The following is a 15,513-nucleotide window of genomic DNA, read 5'->3' as shown; positions in this document are numbered from 1 at the left end:
AAGTGATTGGTCGTGCCGGTATCGGTGTGGATAATGTTGATATTCCTGTCGCCTCTAAGCAAGGGGTGATCGTAATGAATGCCCCATTTGGCAACTCGGTGACTACTGCCGAACATACAGTGGCCTTGGCCTTGGCCGCCTCTCGCCATATTGCCTCTGCCACCGCTTCTACCAAAGCCGGTAAATGGGAAAAAAATCGATTTATGGGGCGGGAGTTGGGAGGTAAAACTTTAGGAATTATTGGTACCGGCAATATCGGATCTTTGGTCGTAGAAAGATTTCAAGGGTTAAAAATGAAGGTGATTGCCTATGATCCCTTTCTCTCCCGGCAACGCGCTGAAGATATGGGTGTGGAGTTGATTGATGATCTGGATCAATTTTGGCCGCGCATCGATCTGTTGACAGTGCATACCCCCTTGACCCGGCAGACCCAGCATATTGTCAATGCCGATGCCTTTGCCAAGATGAAAAAAGGGGTGATTATCGTCAACTGTGCACGGGGTGGGATCATCGAGGAACAGGCATTGTACGAGGCCCTGACCTCCGGCAAAGTATTTGCAGCCGCTCTTGATGTTTTTGAAAAGGAACCAGCAACCAGCCATCCGCTCTTTGAACTGGAAAATGTGGTCTGCACTCCCCACTTGGGAGCTTCTACGGTTGAGGCCCAAGAAAATGTCGCTATCCAAATTGCCGAACAGATTGCTGATTATCTGCTGAATGGTACCGTGCAAAATGCACTGAACATTCCGGCGGTCTCCGAAGGGGAGTTGTCTATTTTGCGTCCATTCCTGAACTTGGCCGATAAGTTGGGCACCATGATGGGTCAATTGACCGATCGGGGTATTGAGCGAATCGAGGTGACCTATGAAGGAGAGGTGTCGCAACTCAACCGTAAACCAATCACCAATGTTCTGCTCAACAGTCTGTTGACTCCCATCCTGGAGACCGGTGTCAACATTGTCAACGCCCCTCTGATTGCTGAGGAGCGCGGGATCGAAGTGGTGGAGGCGATTAATAAGCGCTGCCGTACCGGTTTTACCTCCATGATTACCGTTGGTGTGGCTACCAGCACCGGAGAGCGCTGTATCTCTGGAACATTGTTCAACAATGGGCAGCAACCCCGTATCGTTTCCATGAACCATGTGCCTATTGAAGCCACTCCAGAGGGTAACCTGCTCTTGGTTGCCAATCAGGATAGTCCCGGATTGATTGGACGGGTGGGCACTATTTTGGGTAATCACGAAATTAATATTGCCAATTTCCATCTCGGCCGCGCTTCTGCAGGCGGCAGAGCTATCGCCTTTATCAACGTCGATCAGGATGTTCCCGAAGCGGTGATGCAGGTGTTGCGGGAGGTACCCAATGTGCTGGAAGTAAAACTGGTACGTTATTAAATCAAGGTGTTGCTGCGGATCCGGTCTTTGGCCGGGTCCGCTATATTTCTCTTTTGCCTGTTTTTGAAGCTCCATATTACGACAGGCTGTGCATGATCTCTTTGCGGCTGGGAAACCGGAATGTCATTTTTGAACGCTCTGCAACTGAAAACAAAATTTATCGTCATGCTGCTTGTGGCCCTGGCCGGTCTTTTCTCTCTTGGCACCATGGGCATTGTCAGCAAATGGCAACTGCTGCAGGCGATGCAGCAGATGGAATCTTTGGTGGATATTGCCATACGTTCCAGTGCAGCCATCCATGAAATGCAGAAAGAGCGTGGCATGTCTGCCGGTTTTATTGGCAGCAAAGGGATGCGCTTCAAAGAGGAGCTGCCTGCACAACGCCGTGATGGTACCGACCAAGCGATTCAAACTTTAAGCGAGCATTTGAATCAATTTACGGTTGCTGAACAAAATGAACTGGCCTCCCTTCTGGCGCACAGTAAAGAAAAATTGGCTGCTGCCCGACAGATTCGTTCCCGAATCGATGCTTTGGAGTTGAGTGCCCAAGAGGCGATTGAACATTATACCGACTCCATCTCCCATCTCTTGGAACTGATTACCATGCTGGCCAAACTCTCTCCGACAGTGGAAGTGGCAGCACAAGTACAAGCCTATGTCAATTTGCTCAACAGTAAAGAGCGGGCTGGTCTGGAGCGGGCAACCCTGACCAATGCGTTGGCGACCAATGGTTTTGGCAGTGGCATGTTTCGTCGGTTTACCCAATTGATCAGTCAACAAGAGACTTTTAACCAACTGTTTCTTGCCCAGGCTTCTGTAGAGCAGGTCAATGCCTTCAAACGGATTCACTCTTCCAGCGAAGGGGTAGAGGTTGAACGGATCCGTGCACTGGCTTTTGAACGGTCAAGCAGTGGCAATTTTGCGGTTGATCCCAATCATTGGTTTAATACTATAAGCAGTAAGATCAATCAATTAAAAGATCTGGAAGATCAGCTTGCCACCGCCTTGCAGAAAAGAACGCAATCGGTACGCCAGCAGGCAAAAAATGATTTTTTTATTTATCTGGCCTTTATATTGACTGGAATGTTTCTTTCCGTATCCTTGAGTGTTTTGTTTAGCCGCAACATTTTGCGTCAGATTGGCAGTGAACCAGATGAGCTGGTATCCATCGTTAATCGGGTGGCGCAGGGAGATTTGACGGTACAGATGGATCCTCGCCGGTTACAGGACAGCAGTATTTATGCTGCTGTTGGCCGGATGGTCAATCAGTTGCGACAAACAGTACGCGAGGTTCTATTGCAATCCCACTCCATGGTGATCTGTGCCAAAGAGTTGGGTAATGCGCGTGATACCTTGCAACAAGAGACCAAAGTGAGCCAACAACATGCTCAAGGGGTCATGGAGGATCTTGGGCACATCTCCAGCAATATGCAGAACATTCAGCAAGCCATTACCCATGTGGCAGAAGAGATTGCTACAGCGGCGGCAACCACCCGGCAATTGGCTGGCGATGTCAGCAACATTGCCGATGGAGCCGGCAATGTCTCCAACAGTGTTTCCACTGTCGCCTCTGCGACCGAAGAGATCAGTGCCAATACCCTTGCAGTGCAAAAAAGTCTGGATGAAGTCAATGGATCAGTGGGCACCGTTTCCTCATCGGTATTGGATTTGGAACAGGTGGTCCGTGAAGTACGTGGTCGCTGTGAACGGGCTGTGCGTCAATCCTCGGAAGCAACCGGTTTTGCGCGCAAGGCAGTACAGGTGATGGCCGAGCTGACCAATCTGGCACAGCAGATTGGTGAGGTGGTTACCCTGATCAACACGATTGCCGATCAAACCAATATGTTGGCTTTGAATGCTTCAATTGAGGCTGCCAGTGCTGGAGAGGCTGGTAAAGGGTTTGCGGTGGTGGCCAATGAGGTCAAGGAGTTGGCGCGGCAGACCGGGGAGGCAACACGCACCATCTCTGAATATATCAATAATATTCAACATAAATCCTCCGAAGCCGCCGATGCCAGCAAGGCGAGCATGGTTGGCATTCAGGAGATTGAGCAGGCCAATCGGATGATTGCCGGCAGCGTGGATGAGCAATCCACCAGTATCAATGAAATTGGCCTCTCCATGGAAAAGGTGACGGAAGCGGGTCGGGATGTCAGCCGCAGTATGGCAGAGTTGAGTGATGCCACCCGCGAGGTGGCCAAATCGGTGGGTCAGGCGGTACGTGAGGTGGAGCAGATTACCCGCTTGTCGGTAGGAGCTGCCGATTCGGCACGCTATCTGGCGTCACGAACCCAGGAGGTGCAACATTTGGCCCTCTCTTCCGAAAAGTCGGCGCAGCAGGTTGTGGTCTCCGATGCACACATCAAGGATCTGCTCCAGCAATTTTCCTTTATTGAAGGAGGTATTCAGCACACCTCTCTGCTGATTGATACCTCTGCCGTGCCGGGACATAATCTGGCCGATTCAGTGCGTTCATTGACTATTGGTGAAGAGCCTTTTTCGGTGGAACAGATCAAGGGTGCGCATCTGAAATGGTTGGGTCGATTGGAAAATGTGATTCGCGGTCGCACCGGCTTGACGCCAGAACAGGTGACCTGTGGTCGGGAGTGTGATTTTGGCAAATGGTATTACAGCGAGGGGGAAAAACGTTTTGGCTCTCTGCCCACATTCCAGGAGTTGGGCCGTGTGCATCTGCAGGTGCATGAGACCGCCAAGCAACTGGTCGATCTTGTACAACGTGGAGAGATCCAACAGGCCAGCAACGGCATGAATCGCTTCAACGCCATCAAGGATCAGATGTTTGCACGCTTGGATCAACTCTATCGGGAGGCGTGTGCACTGCCGGAGTGAGGCACGCTTTGCGGTCAAAAGGTTTGGTGGTTCCCAAAATCTACAGAAGTTGGAAATAAATTCTGATTTTTGTTAGGAGATCGTTGATGATGGCGTTGTGGCTGCTAATGGCTATTTGATGTGACAGATTAGAAAAATTGTAGTTAAATTAGTTGTTTATATGTATTAATTTTGCTTGAAGAGTCGCTTCTTGTCCAGAGGTGCTATGCCGGTTAAAACAAAATAAATCAATATGCTGATCACTTTTTTTATCGCACTCTTCGTCCAGCAGCTTTTTGAGCGAAAAAGCTTTGCAATTTGCTATTTTATAATACCAGCAGGATCCGATATGAAAAAAAGTTCGGGGCGGTATGCTGTTATGTGATGTCTGCTTTTGAACGTTACGGGTGCTATAAAATACAATAGATGCTAGGCCATATCTCTCTGATGAACCATCTCGAAGATATACAAGTTCTCGCAAGTAACGGATGAATGCCGAAGAGCAAAAAAATTGATTTTTGATGCCTTTTATATCGTATGATTTTAATTCAATCATGACAAACCAATATAAATTTTTATAGTGACAAAAAACCACGTAATCACACCCACTGTGTAGTAATTTGTTTCCCTGATCTAGATAAATGGATTTTTTGGGTTGGGCAGGATGATCCAGGGTAAAGACAATAGACTTCTCTGGGAGATATAAATTTACCCTATTGTTTTTTGCATCTGGATTGATTTCTTTCAGGGTAACAAACTGATTGCCATTTAGCGCACTGTTTATTCCTATTATCATTTCATCGTTAATGATCTCTCTCATGAGTTCCAAAGCAGAAATTCCCATGTCTATTCCTCAATTTGCTCTGTCTGAAGAACGTTCTCTGCTAAGAGCATAGCCAATTCATTAGCGGTGTCATTCATGGCAACAATGACATCATCTATGGAAGAAACAGCAATGCCGAAATGATCCTTGGGGCATTCTGTTACCCTGCCACCTGTACAGGAATAGGCTCGCACCAATTTTGGGTTTAACAACTCTTGTGACCTATAGGAGGGGGTTGTAGCACCTTTATGATTCATGATTGTCTCACGGACTGCTTGCGGCAACTGATACAACATTATTAAGTTGTTAAACTCTTTTATCAAGTAATCGCTGTGTGTCGTAATCCATACTTGCAAGCCTGCGTTGACGCATGCGGCGAGTAAACGGGCAAGGATAATCTGATTTTTTGGAGTCAAATGTATCTCTGGTTCATCGATGATCAACAACTGACCGGATTGTGCAATATGTTTAAGGTAAAAAAAGAGGCTGGAAAGAGACTTAACCGATGATGACCATAAATTTACAGTAAGAGAGAATTTATTATTTCGCACATATTTTTTTGAAGAAAAAATTAATCCTTCCGGTTGTTGATACCGATATACACCGCCAGTCATTTCAACAATATATTCACATAACGCAGCGATCTCTTCAGAGCTGTCACTGCTTATTAAATCCTGAATTGAGCGAACAAAATTAATGCTTTCACGAACTGGTAATCCGTATCGACTGTTTGAACTCTGTACAATTTCTGGAATTTTTGCAAACAGATCATTGTTTGTTCCATCTGTTGTTTTTTGCAAATGTTCAATTAAAGCAATTTTTTGTACATCCAAATCTTTGTAAAACAAAGGTATGCCCAATCGTTCTGAAACCCCAATATAAGGGGCAGAGAGGATGTGCGGTAACACCAAACGAGCGATACAATGGTTTATAGGTATATAAGTTAGATCATGGGTGTTGCCCGCGCTCAAATCAAAACTAATATGCGGCCTCTTTTCAATCTGCTGCAAGGTGGCGTGCAGTTTTATGCTGCCATAACGCATAGTCAGCGATTCAGGGTTTTTTCCCAGCGAGGATAACCTCTCAGACACATCATCGAGTACTATAAAAAATTCTGGATTCTTGAAATCATCTTTTTTGGCGCTAAAAATTTCATGAAGATGGCGCGAATAACCTTCTGCCATGGCCGAAATGATTGCGTTAAAATCAACCCCCAGTAAGTCAAGATCAGCATGTTTGGTCTCTTGCAAATCTTTGATAAGGGCTTTCATCGATTCGCCAAGGGAAAAATAGTCACCACATACTTGATAAAATCCATACAGGGCATAGGTAATATATGACTTTCCCGCATTGTTAGGACCAGCGAGAATGGTGAGTGCTCCTAACTCAAGCGTTGCATCTTTGATAAGGCCAATATTTTTGAAGCGACATCTCATCCTGATTGCTCCTAAATCTCCTGCAATAACGTCAACTGCGGTTCCTCTTCATGTTTGGGAAAGAGGATCGGATAGTTGCCAGAGAAACAGGCGTCACAAAAGCCGTGCTCATGACCGTTGTTGACCGCCTTGTATAGACCCTCCAAGGAGAGAAAGCCCAAGGAGTCGGCAGTCGTATAGGCGCGCATCTCCTCGATGGTGTGGCTGGCAGCCAAGAGTTCACGTCGGGTTGGGGTGTCTATACCATAATAACAAGGATGGGTCGTGGGCGGGGAGGAGATGCGCAGATGCACCTCTTTGGCCCCGGCAGCACGTACCATCTTGACAATTTTACGACTGGTGGTGCCGCGCACTACCGAATCATCCACCAAGACTACCCGTTTGCCCTCGACAATTTGCGGATTGGTGTTGAGCTTGATCTTGACCCCAAAATGGCGAATCGCTTGCTGCGGTTCAATAAAGGTGCGGCCTACATAATGATTGCGAATAATTCCCAATTCAAAAGGGATGCCAGAGGCCTGCGAAAATCCCAACGCTGCCGGTACCCCGGAATCGGGCACCGGTACCACCAGGTCGGCTGTCACCGGATGCTCCTGGGCCAAACGAGCACCAATACGCTTGCGCGATTCATAAACATTGATGCCATCTATGGTCGAATCAGGACGGGCAAAATAGATATATTCAAAAATACACATGTGATGGCTTGCTCGCTTGGGAAAGGGAAAAAACGACTCCACCCCCTTGGCACTGATCACCACCATCTCACCCGGTTGAATATCGCGTACAAATTGTGCCTCTACCAGATTCAGGGCACAGGTCTCAGAAGATAATACATAGGTGTTTTCACGATCCGGCCATCTGCCCAAAACCAACGGGCGCATTCCATCTGGATCGCGTACCCCGATCACACAATCCTCCCCCATTGCCAACAAAGCATAGGCCCCGCGCACCTGATGCAACGCCTCTACCAACCGTTCTGGCAGAGTGCGCCGTTGTGAACGGGCCGCCAGATGGACAATGACCTCTGTATCCATGGTTGACTGAAAGATGGATCCCTGACGCTCCAATTGACGGCGCATCTCCACGGCGTTGACCAGATTGCCATTATGTGCCACAGCCATGCCACCCTGCGCGGTATCCACAACCAACGGTTGAATATTGCGCACATTGGCCGAACCACCAGCCGTCGAATAGCGCACATGCCCAATCGCTTGCAACCCGCGCAGTTGATCCAGATCGGGTCGTTTGAAAACGTCGGCAACCAACCCTTTGCCGCGATTGCAGTGAAAAATGCGCTCTTCCACAGAGACAATTCCGGCAGATTCCTGTCCACGATGTTGCAGAGCATACAGGCCAAGATAGACCAAATTGGCCGCTTCGGCATGGTTGTAGACACCGAAAATACCACAAGCATCATGAAAATGATCATCCATAAGCAGAGTCACGGGGCACCTTGCCGATTACGGCTGGCTGGCAGGACGAACAATCCGTCCCAGGTTGGATTGCAAAGAGTGGGATTGGGTGGTCACCCAATCCTGACCTACAAGCTGGGCAAGCCAATCGGCTCCCCGCTGCAGATAAGGAGCCAGAACCGATTGTGACATCAACTCTCCTGGCGGCTCACCTTGATTAAAATGCTTAAACAAAATAAAGCCGATCAGCAATATCAACAACCCTCTGGCCATGCCAAAACAGAGGCCCATCAGCCGATCCGCAACCGACAAACCGGCATGATCAGCCAACTGTTGCAGACGTTGTCCCAAAAAACCAAATACCAGTAACATGCCAAAAAAAATCAGAAAAAATGCAACCGGTTTGGTCAGATAAGGCTGATGAATCCAGTTGGCCAGTACAGTGGCAAAATCGCCAAAAAAGCGTGATGCCACCACAAAAGCCACCACCCAGCCCAAGAGTCCGATCACCTCACGCAAAAAGCCGCGCATGGCCGCCAACAGGCCGGAAACGGTTAATACAATAACAATCAGAGTATCCAGAGTATTGCTCATCGCCAAGAGTCCACTGTGCTGATACAAGATAACGTCATGGTGTGAGCAAACGTCGTACCATCTCTTCCACCGATTTTACCGGATCTACCACAATGGGCAATCCCTCCGGGAGGGAGCGCAGAGCTTTTTCTGGTACAATACAGCGGGTAAAACCCAATTTGGCCGCCTCTTTGAGACGGGTTGCTACATGGGAGACCGCGCGCACCTCGCCAGAAAGACCCACCTCACCCAAAATCACCAAATTGGCATCCAGGCTGCGGTTGCGGTGCGAAGCCACCAAAGCAGCACAGACCGCCAGATCAACGGCAGGCTCCGTGACACGAAAGCCACCGGCTACGTTAAGAAAAATATCATGGTTGAACAGACCCAGCCCCAGGCGCTTTTCCATCACTGCGGTCAACATGGCCAAACGGTTGGGATCCAACCCCAAAGTGGTGCGCCGTGGCTGGGGCAGGGGTGTGGGGGCGACCAAAGCCTGTACCTCCAACAATAAAGGACGAGTGCCTTCCATGCCGGCAAAGACCACCGAACCCGCCGCACCGGCTACCCGTTCGGCAAGAAAGAGCTCTGAAGGGTTGGCCACTTCGCGCAAACCGCTTTCGCTCATCTCGAAAACACCGATCTCATTGGCCGGTCCAAAACGATTTTTGACGGCACGCAAGATGCGATAGTCGTGGCCCCGTTCACCCTCAAAATAGAGAACGGTATCCACCATATGTTCCAAGACCCGTGGTCCTGCAATCTGTCCATCCTTGGTGACATGTCCCACCAAAAAAAGGGCCATGTTGCGCTGTTTGGCCATTTGAATCAACTGGGCAGCACACTCTCGAACCTGGGAGACTGAACCGGCTGCCGAACTGACCCGATCACTGGCCAAGGTTTGTACCGAATCCACAACCAAAACAGTCGGTTTTAACTGTTCGGCACTGTGCAAAACCGCCTCCAGGCGATTTTCCATCAACACCTTCAACCCTTTTTCCACCACTTCCAAACGCATGCTGCGTTGTTTGAGCTGTTGGATCGACTCTTCACCGGAAACATATAATACAGGAGTGCGCCGAGCAAAATCGGCCATGGTGGTCATCAGCAAGGTTGATTTGCCAATACCAGGATCACCCGCCAACAATACTGCAGATCCTTGCGTCAAGCCTCCTCCCAAAACCCGACGCAACTCCTGGTTGTCCAAAGGCAGACGAGGACGTGGATCAGCCACCACCTCAGCCAGGTCAACCGGATGTGCCTCCGTGAATGCACTACTGTTGGCAGCGCTACGGGGAAGTGCCGCAGGTTGAAAACGCTGCAGGGAGTTCCAGGCTCCGCAACTGGCACAACGACCTTCCCAGCGGATCGCTTCAGCTCCGCATTCGCTACAGACAAAAAATGATTTTTCCTTGGCCATGACCGTTATCGCTGGCAATAAAAGGGGTGCTCATAGCGAAGAGCAGCTTTCGTGACTGCTGAGGAGAGTATTATTCAACCAAGCGCAGGTTGGGACGACCGCTTTTACGACTGGTGCTGGTGGTGACCGCCCCTTCACCCTCTTGTTGACCACCATCTATCACGCGCAGTTGCAATGGTGGACGTGTGGCCGGGGTGGAGGAGGGTAAGTCATCGCTCAAAGAGTGTTCGTTGGCACCTCCCACCATCGTTATCTCATCGGGATAGAGCGGTTGCAAAGGCAATTGCAATACTCCATGCGAGTGACGCACACTTTCCGGCATATCGTCCGGCCAGACCATGCCATGATTGGTATCGGGGTTGAACACACTCCAGACAGCAGTAAAGGGGATGACACAATAGTGTGGAATACCTCCGAAACGCAGTTCGGAAGCAACACAATGAGGTAGAATTTCAATGGGTTGCGGCATGGCGACGTTGAAAACCAACATCAAACCAGGATCATTGCTGAAACGTCTCGGTACATCGACTCCTTTGCGTGTGGCATCGAGGCAGATCATGGCTCGCCCTTCGCTTTCCAACAGCAGACGCAGGAGAGAGGCTTTGTCAGGCAATTGCGGAGCAGTCATGGCGGGTATCTCCCTGCTCATCCACGGGCGTGTGTAGGATGTCGCGTACCAGCCAACTGGAGCCATGCGTTGGCAAAACGGGCCAAATGGGCCTTATTGGGGGCCTCTTGTTGCAAAAGCTGCCACACCCGCTCTTGTTCAAGCTGATACTCTTCGCTGTTGAAATGGCCAGCAAAATGGGCCATGCGCAACCAGACCAAATAGGTGGTCAAGGCATCGCACTCATTGTAAGCGATAATCTCCTCCAATTTGCCATCCAGCCACAAAAGAGGTACCTGATCACCATGGGTATCCAGCTTGCCAGGAATACCTGACAAAACAGCCAACTCATGCAGGGAAGGAGAGCCACTTCCCCAACCGGGTGTCGCATAATCTTTCAAATCCAGATGCGATTCGCCACCACGGGCAAAATAGTCCACCCCTTCCCAGGGTTTATTGGGGCGAAAGGCAAAACGGGGACAACGCAAACCCATGGTGATTGCCCGCTGTACCAGAATACGCAGATCAGCAGCCAGGGAGTTGTAGCCGACCAGTTGCGGTTGTCGCTCACCCATCGCCTCCAAAAAGGTACCAACAATAGCGGCTTCGCTCTCCTGGTGTACCGCTTGTCCTTTGGGCAGTGGTAGCAGATTCAAGGTGACACGACCATCCTTATGCACCAACCGTTGTACCACGACAATGGAGACCACGCGGCACATAACGGTTTTCAGGAAGGGGGTTGGATTCTCTTCGGTTGCCCCCCCCTGACGCCACATCTCCTGCATGACCTCCGAATCGGGCAGATCATCGGGCAGATCATAAAGCACTCGTCCTGCCTGCGGATCGGGAATCCACTCGGCGTCAAAGGCCCATACTAGATTTTTGACTGTTTTGAACACCGTGACTCACTATTTCGGAGCAAAAAATTGATCCACCCACTCGGTTGCCAAACGCTTGTTTTGCGAAGCTTCTGGCGTGGAGCGCAATTGTTCCATCGGATATTTAAAAGTTGTCAACATCTGGCGAATGGCATATTCGCTCAACAACTCCAGCGGACGACCAGACTCTGGTGGATGGTGCGGAGCCATGGCTACACTGCCGACGACTGTACTGGCCGAAGCGACAGGATTCGAGAAAGCAGCACCTGTCGCCAACATCAAAGCACCGACCGTGGTTCCGGTCTCAACACCTTTGCCAGGTCGTGTGGGTTGCGATTCGGCGCGTACCCGCAGGGTGCGCAGAGGCTTGCCATGTTTCAATAAATAGACATCCAAATCCACTATGCCAGAAGCATTGGGGCTGCTCTCACGAAACTGCCGAGGAGAGATCCACAAAGTCAATCCCCATTGATGCAGTCGGGCCACTGCGATTGCCTCTTCCAGACTGGTGGCTGGCTGCCACTCTTGGGTCAGGTTGTCGGCCAAGCCACTCGGCAGTAATTGCCGGAAGATGGAACGGGTATACTCCGGCAACAATTGCGTTTCACCCTGTCTGTTCTGGGCAATCGGCAAAAGATGCACGTCAGAAAAAGGCGCATACTCTTCGCCCGCATCGCCTTGTGCATCCCAGCACACCTGGACATCCGCAATCGGGTTTTCACAACCATGATGGTGGACCCCGGCTGCCATCCCATTGCCAGTTAACGATAATCCGCCGCACAGCAGGGCAGCGACTATCCATGTGTGACGGGCAGACTTTATTCTGTTTGGTATTTTGGTAGGCACAGTGCTTTCCTCAATGGACAAAACGACACAATCAAGCCACAATCTATAGAACTTTTGCCGAACAAAGGCAAGCAAACATCAGACCATGTCACGCCCGGCCCATGTCGTGCTGCGCAAGGGAGCAAACCAATTTGCTGAACCGTTTCCCGGTCTATCAGGAGAACCATTGGCCATGAAGCATCGCTTCTTGTTATTTTTTACCCTTTTATGTGTCCTGCCGATCTGGCAGACAATGGAGCAGGTAGCATGGGCAGCATCGGAGTCTGCTCTGCAATTGACTGGACAATTGTTTGCTCCTCAGCAAAAAAAAGGGGTTGAGCGTATCGATCTGTCGCGCATTACCATCCCGGGAATGGATCAACCCCTGCGTCTGGAGCTGCAACTCCGGGCGAAAACAGCCTCTCAGCCTGTTGCTACACCTACCCCACCTCTTGCCCCAACTGTTGACCTCTCCAGCAAACAAGCTCTCTCTGCTGTTGGTGCCGAGACAGCAGAGTATGCTGGCTATGCCGAATTGTTATGGATCATTGTGCCCTTTTTGCTCATCGTTGCCATGCTGCTGTGGGGCTGGCGGTGGTGGCGACGCGGCAGATCGGTTGCTGCCGATGCCGTTTCTGAAAAACAACAGACTGTACGCTGCGAACTGACCTGTCTGCCCAGTAATCTGATACCGCTGGTAGGGCGCACGGCCCAACTGCGGCAGTTGGACCAATGGTTGGCCGATCCAACGGTGGCGGTAGTCACCTGTATTGCTCCGGCTGGCGTGGGTAAATCAGCTTTGCTCGATGGCTGGCTGGACACTCTGCAACCCCGATTCGGTGGCGCCAGAAGAGTTTTTGCCTGGAGCTTTCCCCAAGCCTCCATCGCCCATGCCCGCTCTGCAGTCAGCGGTCCAGGAGGATCAGGGCTCTTTTTTGTCCGTGCCTTGCGTTTTTTTGGCCATGAAGGTGCTTTACCCGATAGCGAAGAAAAACGCGCTGTTTGTCTGAGCCGTTTGTTGCGCGCTCAAGCGGCCCTTCTGATATTGGATGGGGTCGAATTGATGCAATATCCCGATGCAACGCCCGGTGAGCAGTTGGCCGATAGTTTTGCCGATCCAGGAATGTATCACTTTTTGCGGCAAATGGCGCATCCGCCCTCCGATCATAAACATAAAAACAGTTTGGTGGTCATCACCTCCCGCCGCACGCTTGCAAGCAATCCCTCTGCAACAAGCCGACTGCAAGCCTGGCGGCCGCTCAGCAGTGTCTGCCGCGAGATGCAGTTGCCCGATCTCAACGAACGGGAAGGGGTGCAATTGTTGAAAAAATTGGGGGTAAACAGCTCCTACCACAAGCGCTTGCCGGAGATGGTGCGACAACTGCATGGCCATGCTCTGACTTTAATACTGTTGGGAGGGCTGTTGTCCCGTTCAGAACGGGAGCATGCACCCAGCATTCTCGAACTGGAACGCTGGTTGGAACCGGCTGCTTCCGGTGAGGCGTGTCAACGTCTGTTGACCTATTATGATCAGACTGTCTGGCCACGCCATACCCCGCATGGTTTGACCTTGCGCCTGTTCGGTCTATTGGATCGTCCCATGCGCGATGAAGAGTGGCAGAGCATTCGTGCCAAAGCGCATTTGGCAGCACCGCTGCGCGATTTGGATTTTGCCGCCTGCGCTACCCTGTTTGATGAATTGGAGCAGGCTGCGTTGCTCACACCCTATTCCACCCATTGTGGCTGGCAAATGCACCCGATTGTCCGCGACTTTTTCAGCAAAGAGCTGGAAGATGAGTTTACCACCTGGATCGCCGATATGGAGGAGGATGCTGCCCCGGCTTGGGAAAATCCTTTGTGCCAAGCCCATGAGGTCCTCTTTGACCATTTTCAAGCGGTGGGCGAAAAAGAGTTGCCGGATGGCCGAGTCGGTTTGGAACCTCTCTATCGCGCCGTACAACATGGTTGCCGGGCTGGTCGCTACCGGCAAACTTTGCATGCACTCTTTTTGCAACGCATTCGCCGTCAGCAAGCCTGTTTCAGCCTGGCGGAATTGGGGGCCTACAGCTCCGATTTGACTGCTCTGTCAGCATTTTTTCCCACAGGTTGGCAAGCTCCTCCAGTACGTGGTGATTTGACTGCAGAAGATCGGGTCTGGTTGCTGGCCGAGGCAACCTATTGCTTGACAGCCGTGGGACGGGTCAAGGAGGCTCTGGCCTTGCAGGAGGAGGGGGTACGCCTGGAGATGCAACGGGGATCTCCCCACGGTGGTGCTATGGCCGCCGCCGCTTTGTGTGATCTGCAACTGGCCACGGGGCAATTGCGCGCCGCTCTGGAGAGCGCCGAACAGGGTATGCAATGGGCAGAGCGGTATCAATTACCTGTATTGCGCTGGCTTCTGCAGAGCAAAAAAGCAATTGTGTTAATGCGTTTGGGCGATTGGTCGGCCAGCATGAACCATTTTCAGGAGGCTGGTACCCCCTCGCGTGCTGCCTTGGCTGCAGAGTGGTTGCCCTTCCTGGCCATGGTGGAGCGGGTTCGCTTTGAGTTATTGTTGCAACAACAAAGTGTTGCACCAGCAACTCTGCTGGAACAACTGCGTGCGACCCAGCCATCATCTGACACAACAGAGCCGCCATTGAGCAAGGTGATCCATCTGCTCAACCAAGGCCGGGTCTATGCCGCTATGGGCGATATTGCTGCTGCCATGACCGCTCTGTTGCAAGCGACCATGCTGACCGAAGAGCGCGAAGGAGAGACGCCTTTGCTGGGAGAGATTCTTTGCCAACGGGCCGCTCTGTTGCGCCAACAAGGGGAGCGTCAAGCGGCCTGGTGGGATTTGGCAGGCGCGCTGGAGATAGCCCGTCGTTGGCAATTGCCTTTACTGGAGGTGGATGGTCGTCTGTTACAGGGCGAGCTGTTGCTGGATGAACGGCGTGTGCAGGAGGTGGAAGAGGTGGTGATGCGCATTGATACGCTGCTCAATCAAACCGATTATGGCCAGCAGCGCGAGACCGCCAAGGGGTTACGCAATCGTTGGCTGGCCACACGTAGCCAGTGATCCATTCTGTGGAATAGATTTGATTATGGATAATTATTTTCTATTATCGCTTTTGCTGCTACTGCTTTTTATCGTCATCCTTTTGTGGCGCCGTCGGCAACGATTGTTGGCGCAGGAAAAATGGTTGCTGCGCCAGACAGAAGAGAACAGCAGTCGCCGTCGGGCCGTGCCAGCCGTTATTGACAAGGATGAGCCCCCACCGCTTGAGGTCACACAACCGCAACAGAGCCCACCACCCTTGCCACCGCCCTCCGC

At 51.1% G+C, this 15,513-nt stretch carries 11 protein-coding genes and 1 pseudogene; 4 read left to right on the top strand and 8 right to left on the bottom strand.

All coding sequences use genetic code 11. The features are described 5' to 3' along the window. Both serA and EJP87_RS03885 read left to right on the top strand, forming a co-directional pair. Positions 1–1,394, top strand: a 1,394-nt coding sequence (gene serA, locus EJP87_RS03890) for a phosphoglycerate dehydrogenase (protein ID WP_130470553.1), incomplete at its 5' end; no start/stop codon positions are given. Positions 1,395–1,514: 120 nt separating this feature from the next. Beyond that, entirely contained in the window at positions 1,515–4,244 is a 2,730-nt protein-coding gene (locus tag EJP87_RS03885) for a methyl-accepting chemotaxis protein (RefSeq protein ID WP_130470552.1), read from the top strand. A 148-nt stretch (positions 4,245–4,392) separates the two neighbouring features. On the opposite strand, the gene EJP87_RS03880 is transcribed toward EJP87_RS03885, so the two are convergent. The 8 genes from EJP87_RS03880 to EJP87_RS03845 all read right to left on the bottom strand — a co-directional run bounded on the left by EJP87_RS03880 (position 4,393) and on the right by EJP87_RS03845 (position 12,122). Then, positions 4,393–5,067 (bottom strand): hypothetical protein, encoded by a 675-nt coding sequence (locus EJP87_RS03880; RefSeq protein WP_130470551.1) that lies wholly within the window; start codon positions 5,065–5,067, stop codon positions 4,393–4,395. 2 nt (positions 5,068–5,069) lie between these two features. Next, positions 5,070–6,482: an AAA family ATPase gene (locus tag EJP87_RS03875; RefSeq protein WP_130470550.1), complete on the bottom strand. Its 1,413-nt coding sequence runs from the start codon at positions 6,480–6,482 to the stop codon at positions 5,070–5,072. Positions 6,483–6,493: 11 nt separating this feature from the next. After that, a complete protein-coding gene (gene purF, locus EJP87_RS03870; protein ID WP_130470554.1) occupies positions 6,494–7,915 on the bottom strand; it encodes an amidophosphoribosyltransferase in 1,422 nt (473 codons plus the stop codon). A 27-nt stretch (positions 7,916–7,942) separates the two neighbouring features. Continuing rightward, positions 7,943–8,488: a CvpA family protein gene (locus EJP87_RS03865; protein WP_130470549.1), complete on the bottom strand. Its 546-nt coding sequence runs from the start codon at positions 8,486–8,488 to the stop codon at positions 7,943–7,945. A 34-nt stretch (positions 8,489–8,522) separates the two neighbouring features. Beyond that, entirely contained in the window at positions 8,523–9,887 is a 1,365-nt protein-coding gene (gene radA / locus EJP87_RS03860; RefSeq protein ID WP_130470548.1) for a DNA repair protein RadA, read from the bottom strand. Positions 9,888–9,957: 70 nt separating this feature from the next. After that, complete coding sequence (locus tag EJP87_RS03855; protein ID WP_193771123.1) at positions 9,958–10,515, bottom strand: ClpXP protease specificity-enhancing factor SspB; 558 nt, start codon at positions 10,513–10,515, stop codon at positions 9,958–9,960. A 17-nt stretch (positions 10,516–10,532) separates the two neighbouring features. After that, positions 10,533–11,393, bottom strand: a complete 861-nt coding sequence (locus EJP87_RS03850) for a 3'-5' exonuclease (RefSeq protein WP_130470546.1) — start codon at positions 11,391–11,393, stop codon at positions 10,533–10,535. A 9-nt stretch (positions 11,394–11,402) separates the two neighbouring features. Beyond that, the gene (locus EJP87_RS03845; RefSeq protein WP_130470545.1) at positions 11,403–12,122 is read right to left on the bottom strand and encodes a hypothetical protein; all 720 of its coding nucleotides are present in this window, start codon (positions 12,120–12,122) and stop codon (positions 11,403–11,405) included. A 181-nt stretch (positions 12,123–12,303) separates the two neighbouring features. Between EJP87_RS03845 and EJP87_RS03840 the strand changes: the two genes are divergently transcribed. Both EJP87_RS03840 and EJP87_RS17635 read left to right on the top strand, forming a co-directional pair. Beyond that, complete coding sequence (locus EJP87_RS03840) at positions 12,304–15,258, top strand: tetratricopeptide repeat protein (protein ID WP_130470544.1); 2,955 nt, start codon at positions 12,304–12,306, stop codon at positions 15,256–15,258. A 25-nt stretch (positions 15,259–15,283) separates the two neighbouring features. Continuing rightward, positions 15,284–15,513: pseudogene (locus tag EJP87_RS17635) on the top strand (hypothetical protein); the annotation flags it as partial.

The organism is Candidatus Magnetaquicoccus inordinatus (assembly GCF_004217665.1).
GTDB classification, from domain to species: Bacteria; Pseudomonadota; Magnetococcia; order Magnetococcales; family Magnetaquicoccaceae; genus Magnetaquicoccus; species Magnetaquicoccus inordinatus.
This window is presented reverse-complemented; position numbering and strand designations above follow the sequence as displayed.

Excerpts from the sequence above, each read along its gene's own strand:
- EJP87_RS03885 (WP_130470552.1), top strand. The coding sequence starts at position 1,515 with ATGTCATTTTTGAACGCTCTGCAACTGAAAACAAAATTTATCGTCATG.
- EJP87_RS03880 (WP_130470551.1), bottom strand. The coding sequence starts at position 5,067 with ATGGGAATTTCTGCTTTGGAACTCATGAGAGAGATCATTAACGATGAA.
- EJP87_RS03875 (WP_130470550.1), bottom strand. The coding sequence starts at position 6,482 with ATGAGATGTCGCTTCAAAAATATTGGCCTTATCAAAGATGCAACGCTT.
- purF (WP_130470554.1), bottom strand. The coding sequence starts at position 7,915 with ATGGATGATCATTTTCATGATGCTTGTGGTATTTTCGGTGTCTACAAC.
- EJP87_RS03865 (WP_130470549.1), bottom strand. The coding sequence starts at position 8,488 with ATGAGCAATACTCTGGATACTCTGATTGTTATTGTATTAACCGTTTCC.
- radA (WP_130470548.1), bottom strand. The coding sequence starts at position 9,887 with ATGGCCAAGGAAAAATCATTTTTTGTCTGTAGCGAATGCGGAGCTGAA.
- EJP87_RS03855 (WP_193771123.1), bottom strand. The coding sequence starts at position 10,515 with ATGACTGCTCCGCAATTGCCTGACAAAGCCTCTCTCCTGCGTCTGCTG.
- EJP87_RS03845 (WP_130470545.1), bottom strand. The coding sequence starts at position 12,122 with ATGGCAGCCGGGGTCCACCATCATGGTTGTGAAAACCCGATTGCGGAT.
- EJP87_RS03840 (WP_130470544.1), top strand. The coding sequence starts at position 12,304 with ATGTCACGCCCGGCCCATGTCGTGCTGCGCAAGGGAGCAAACCAATTT.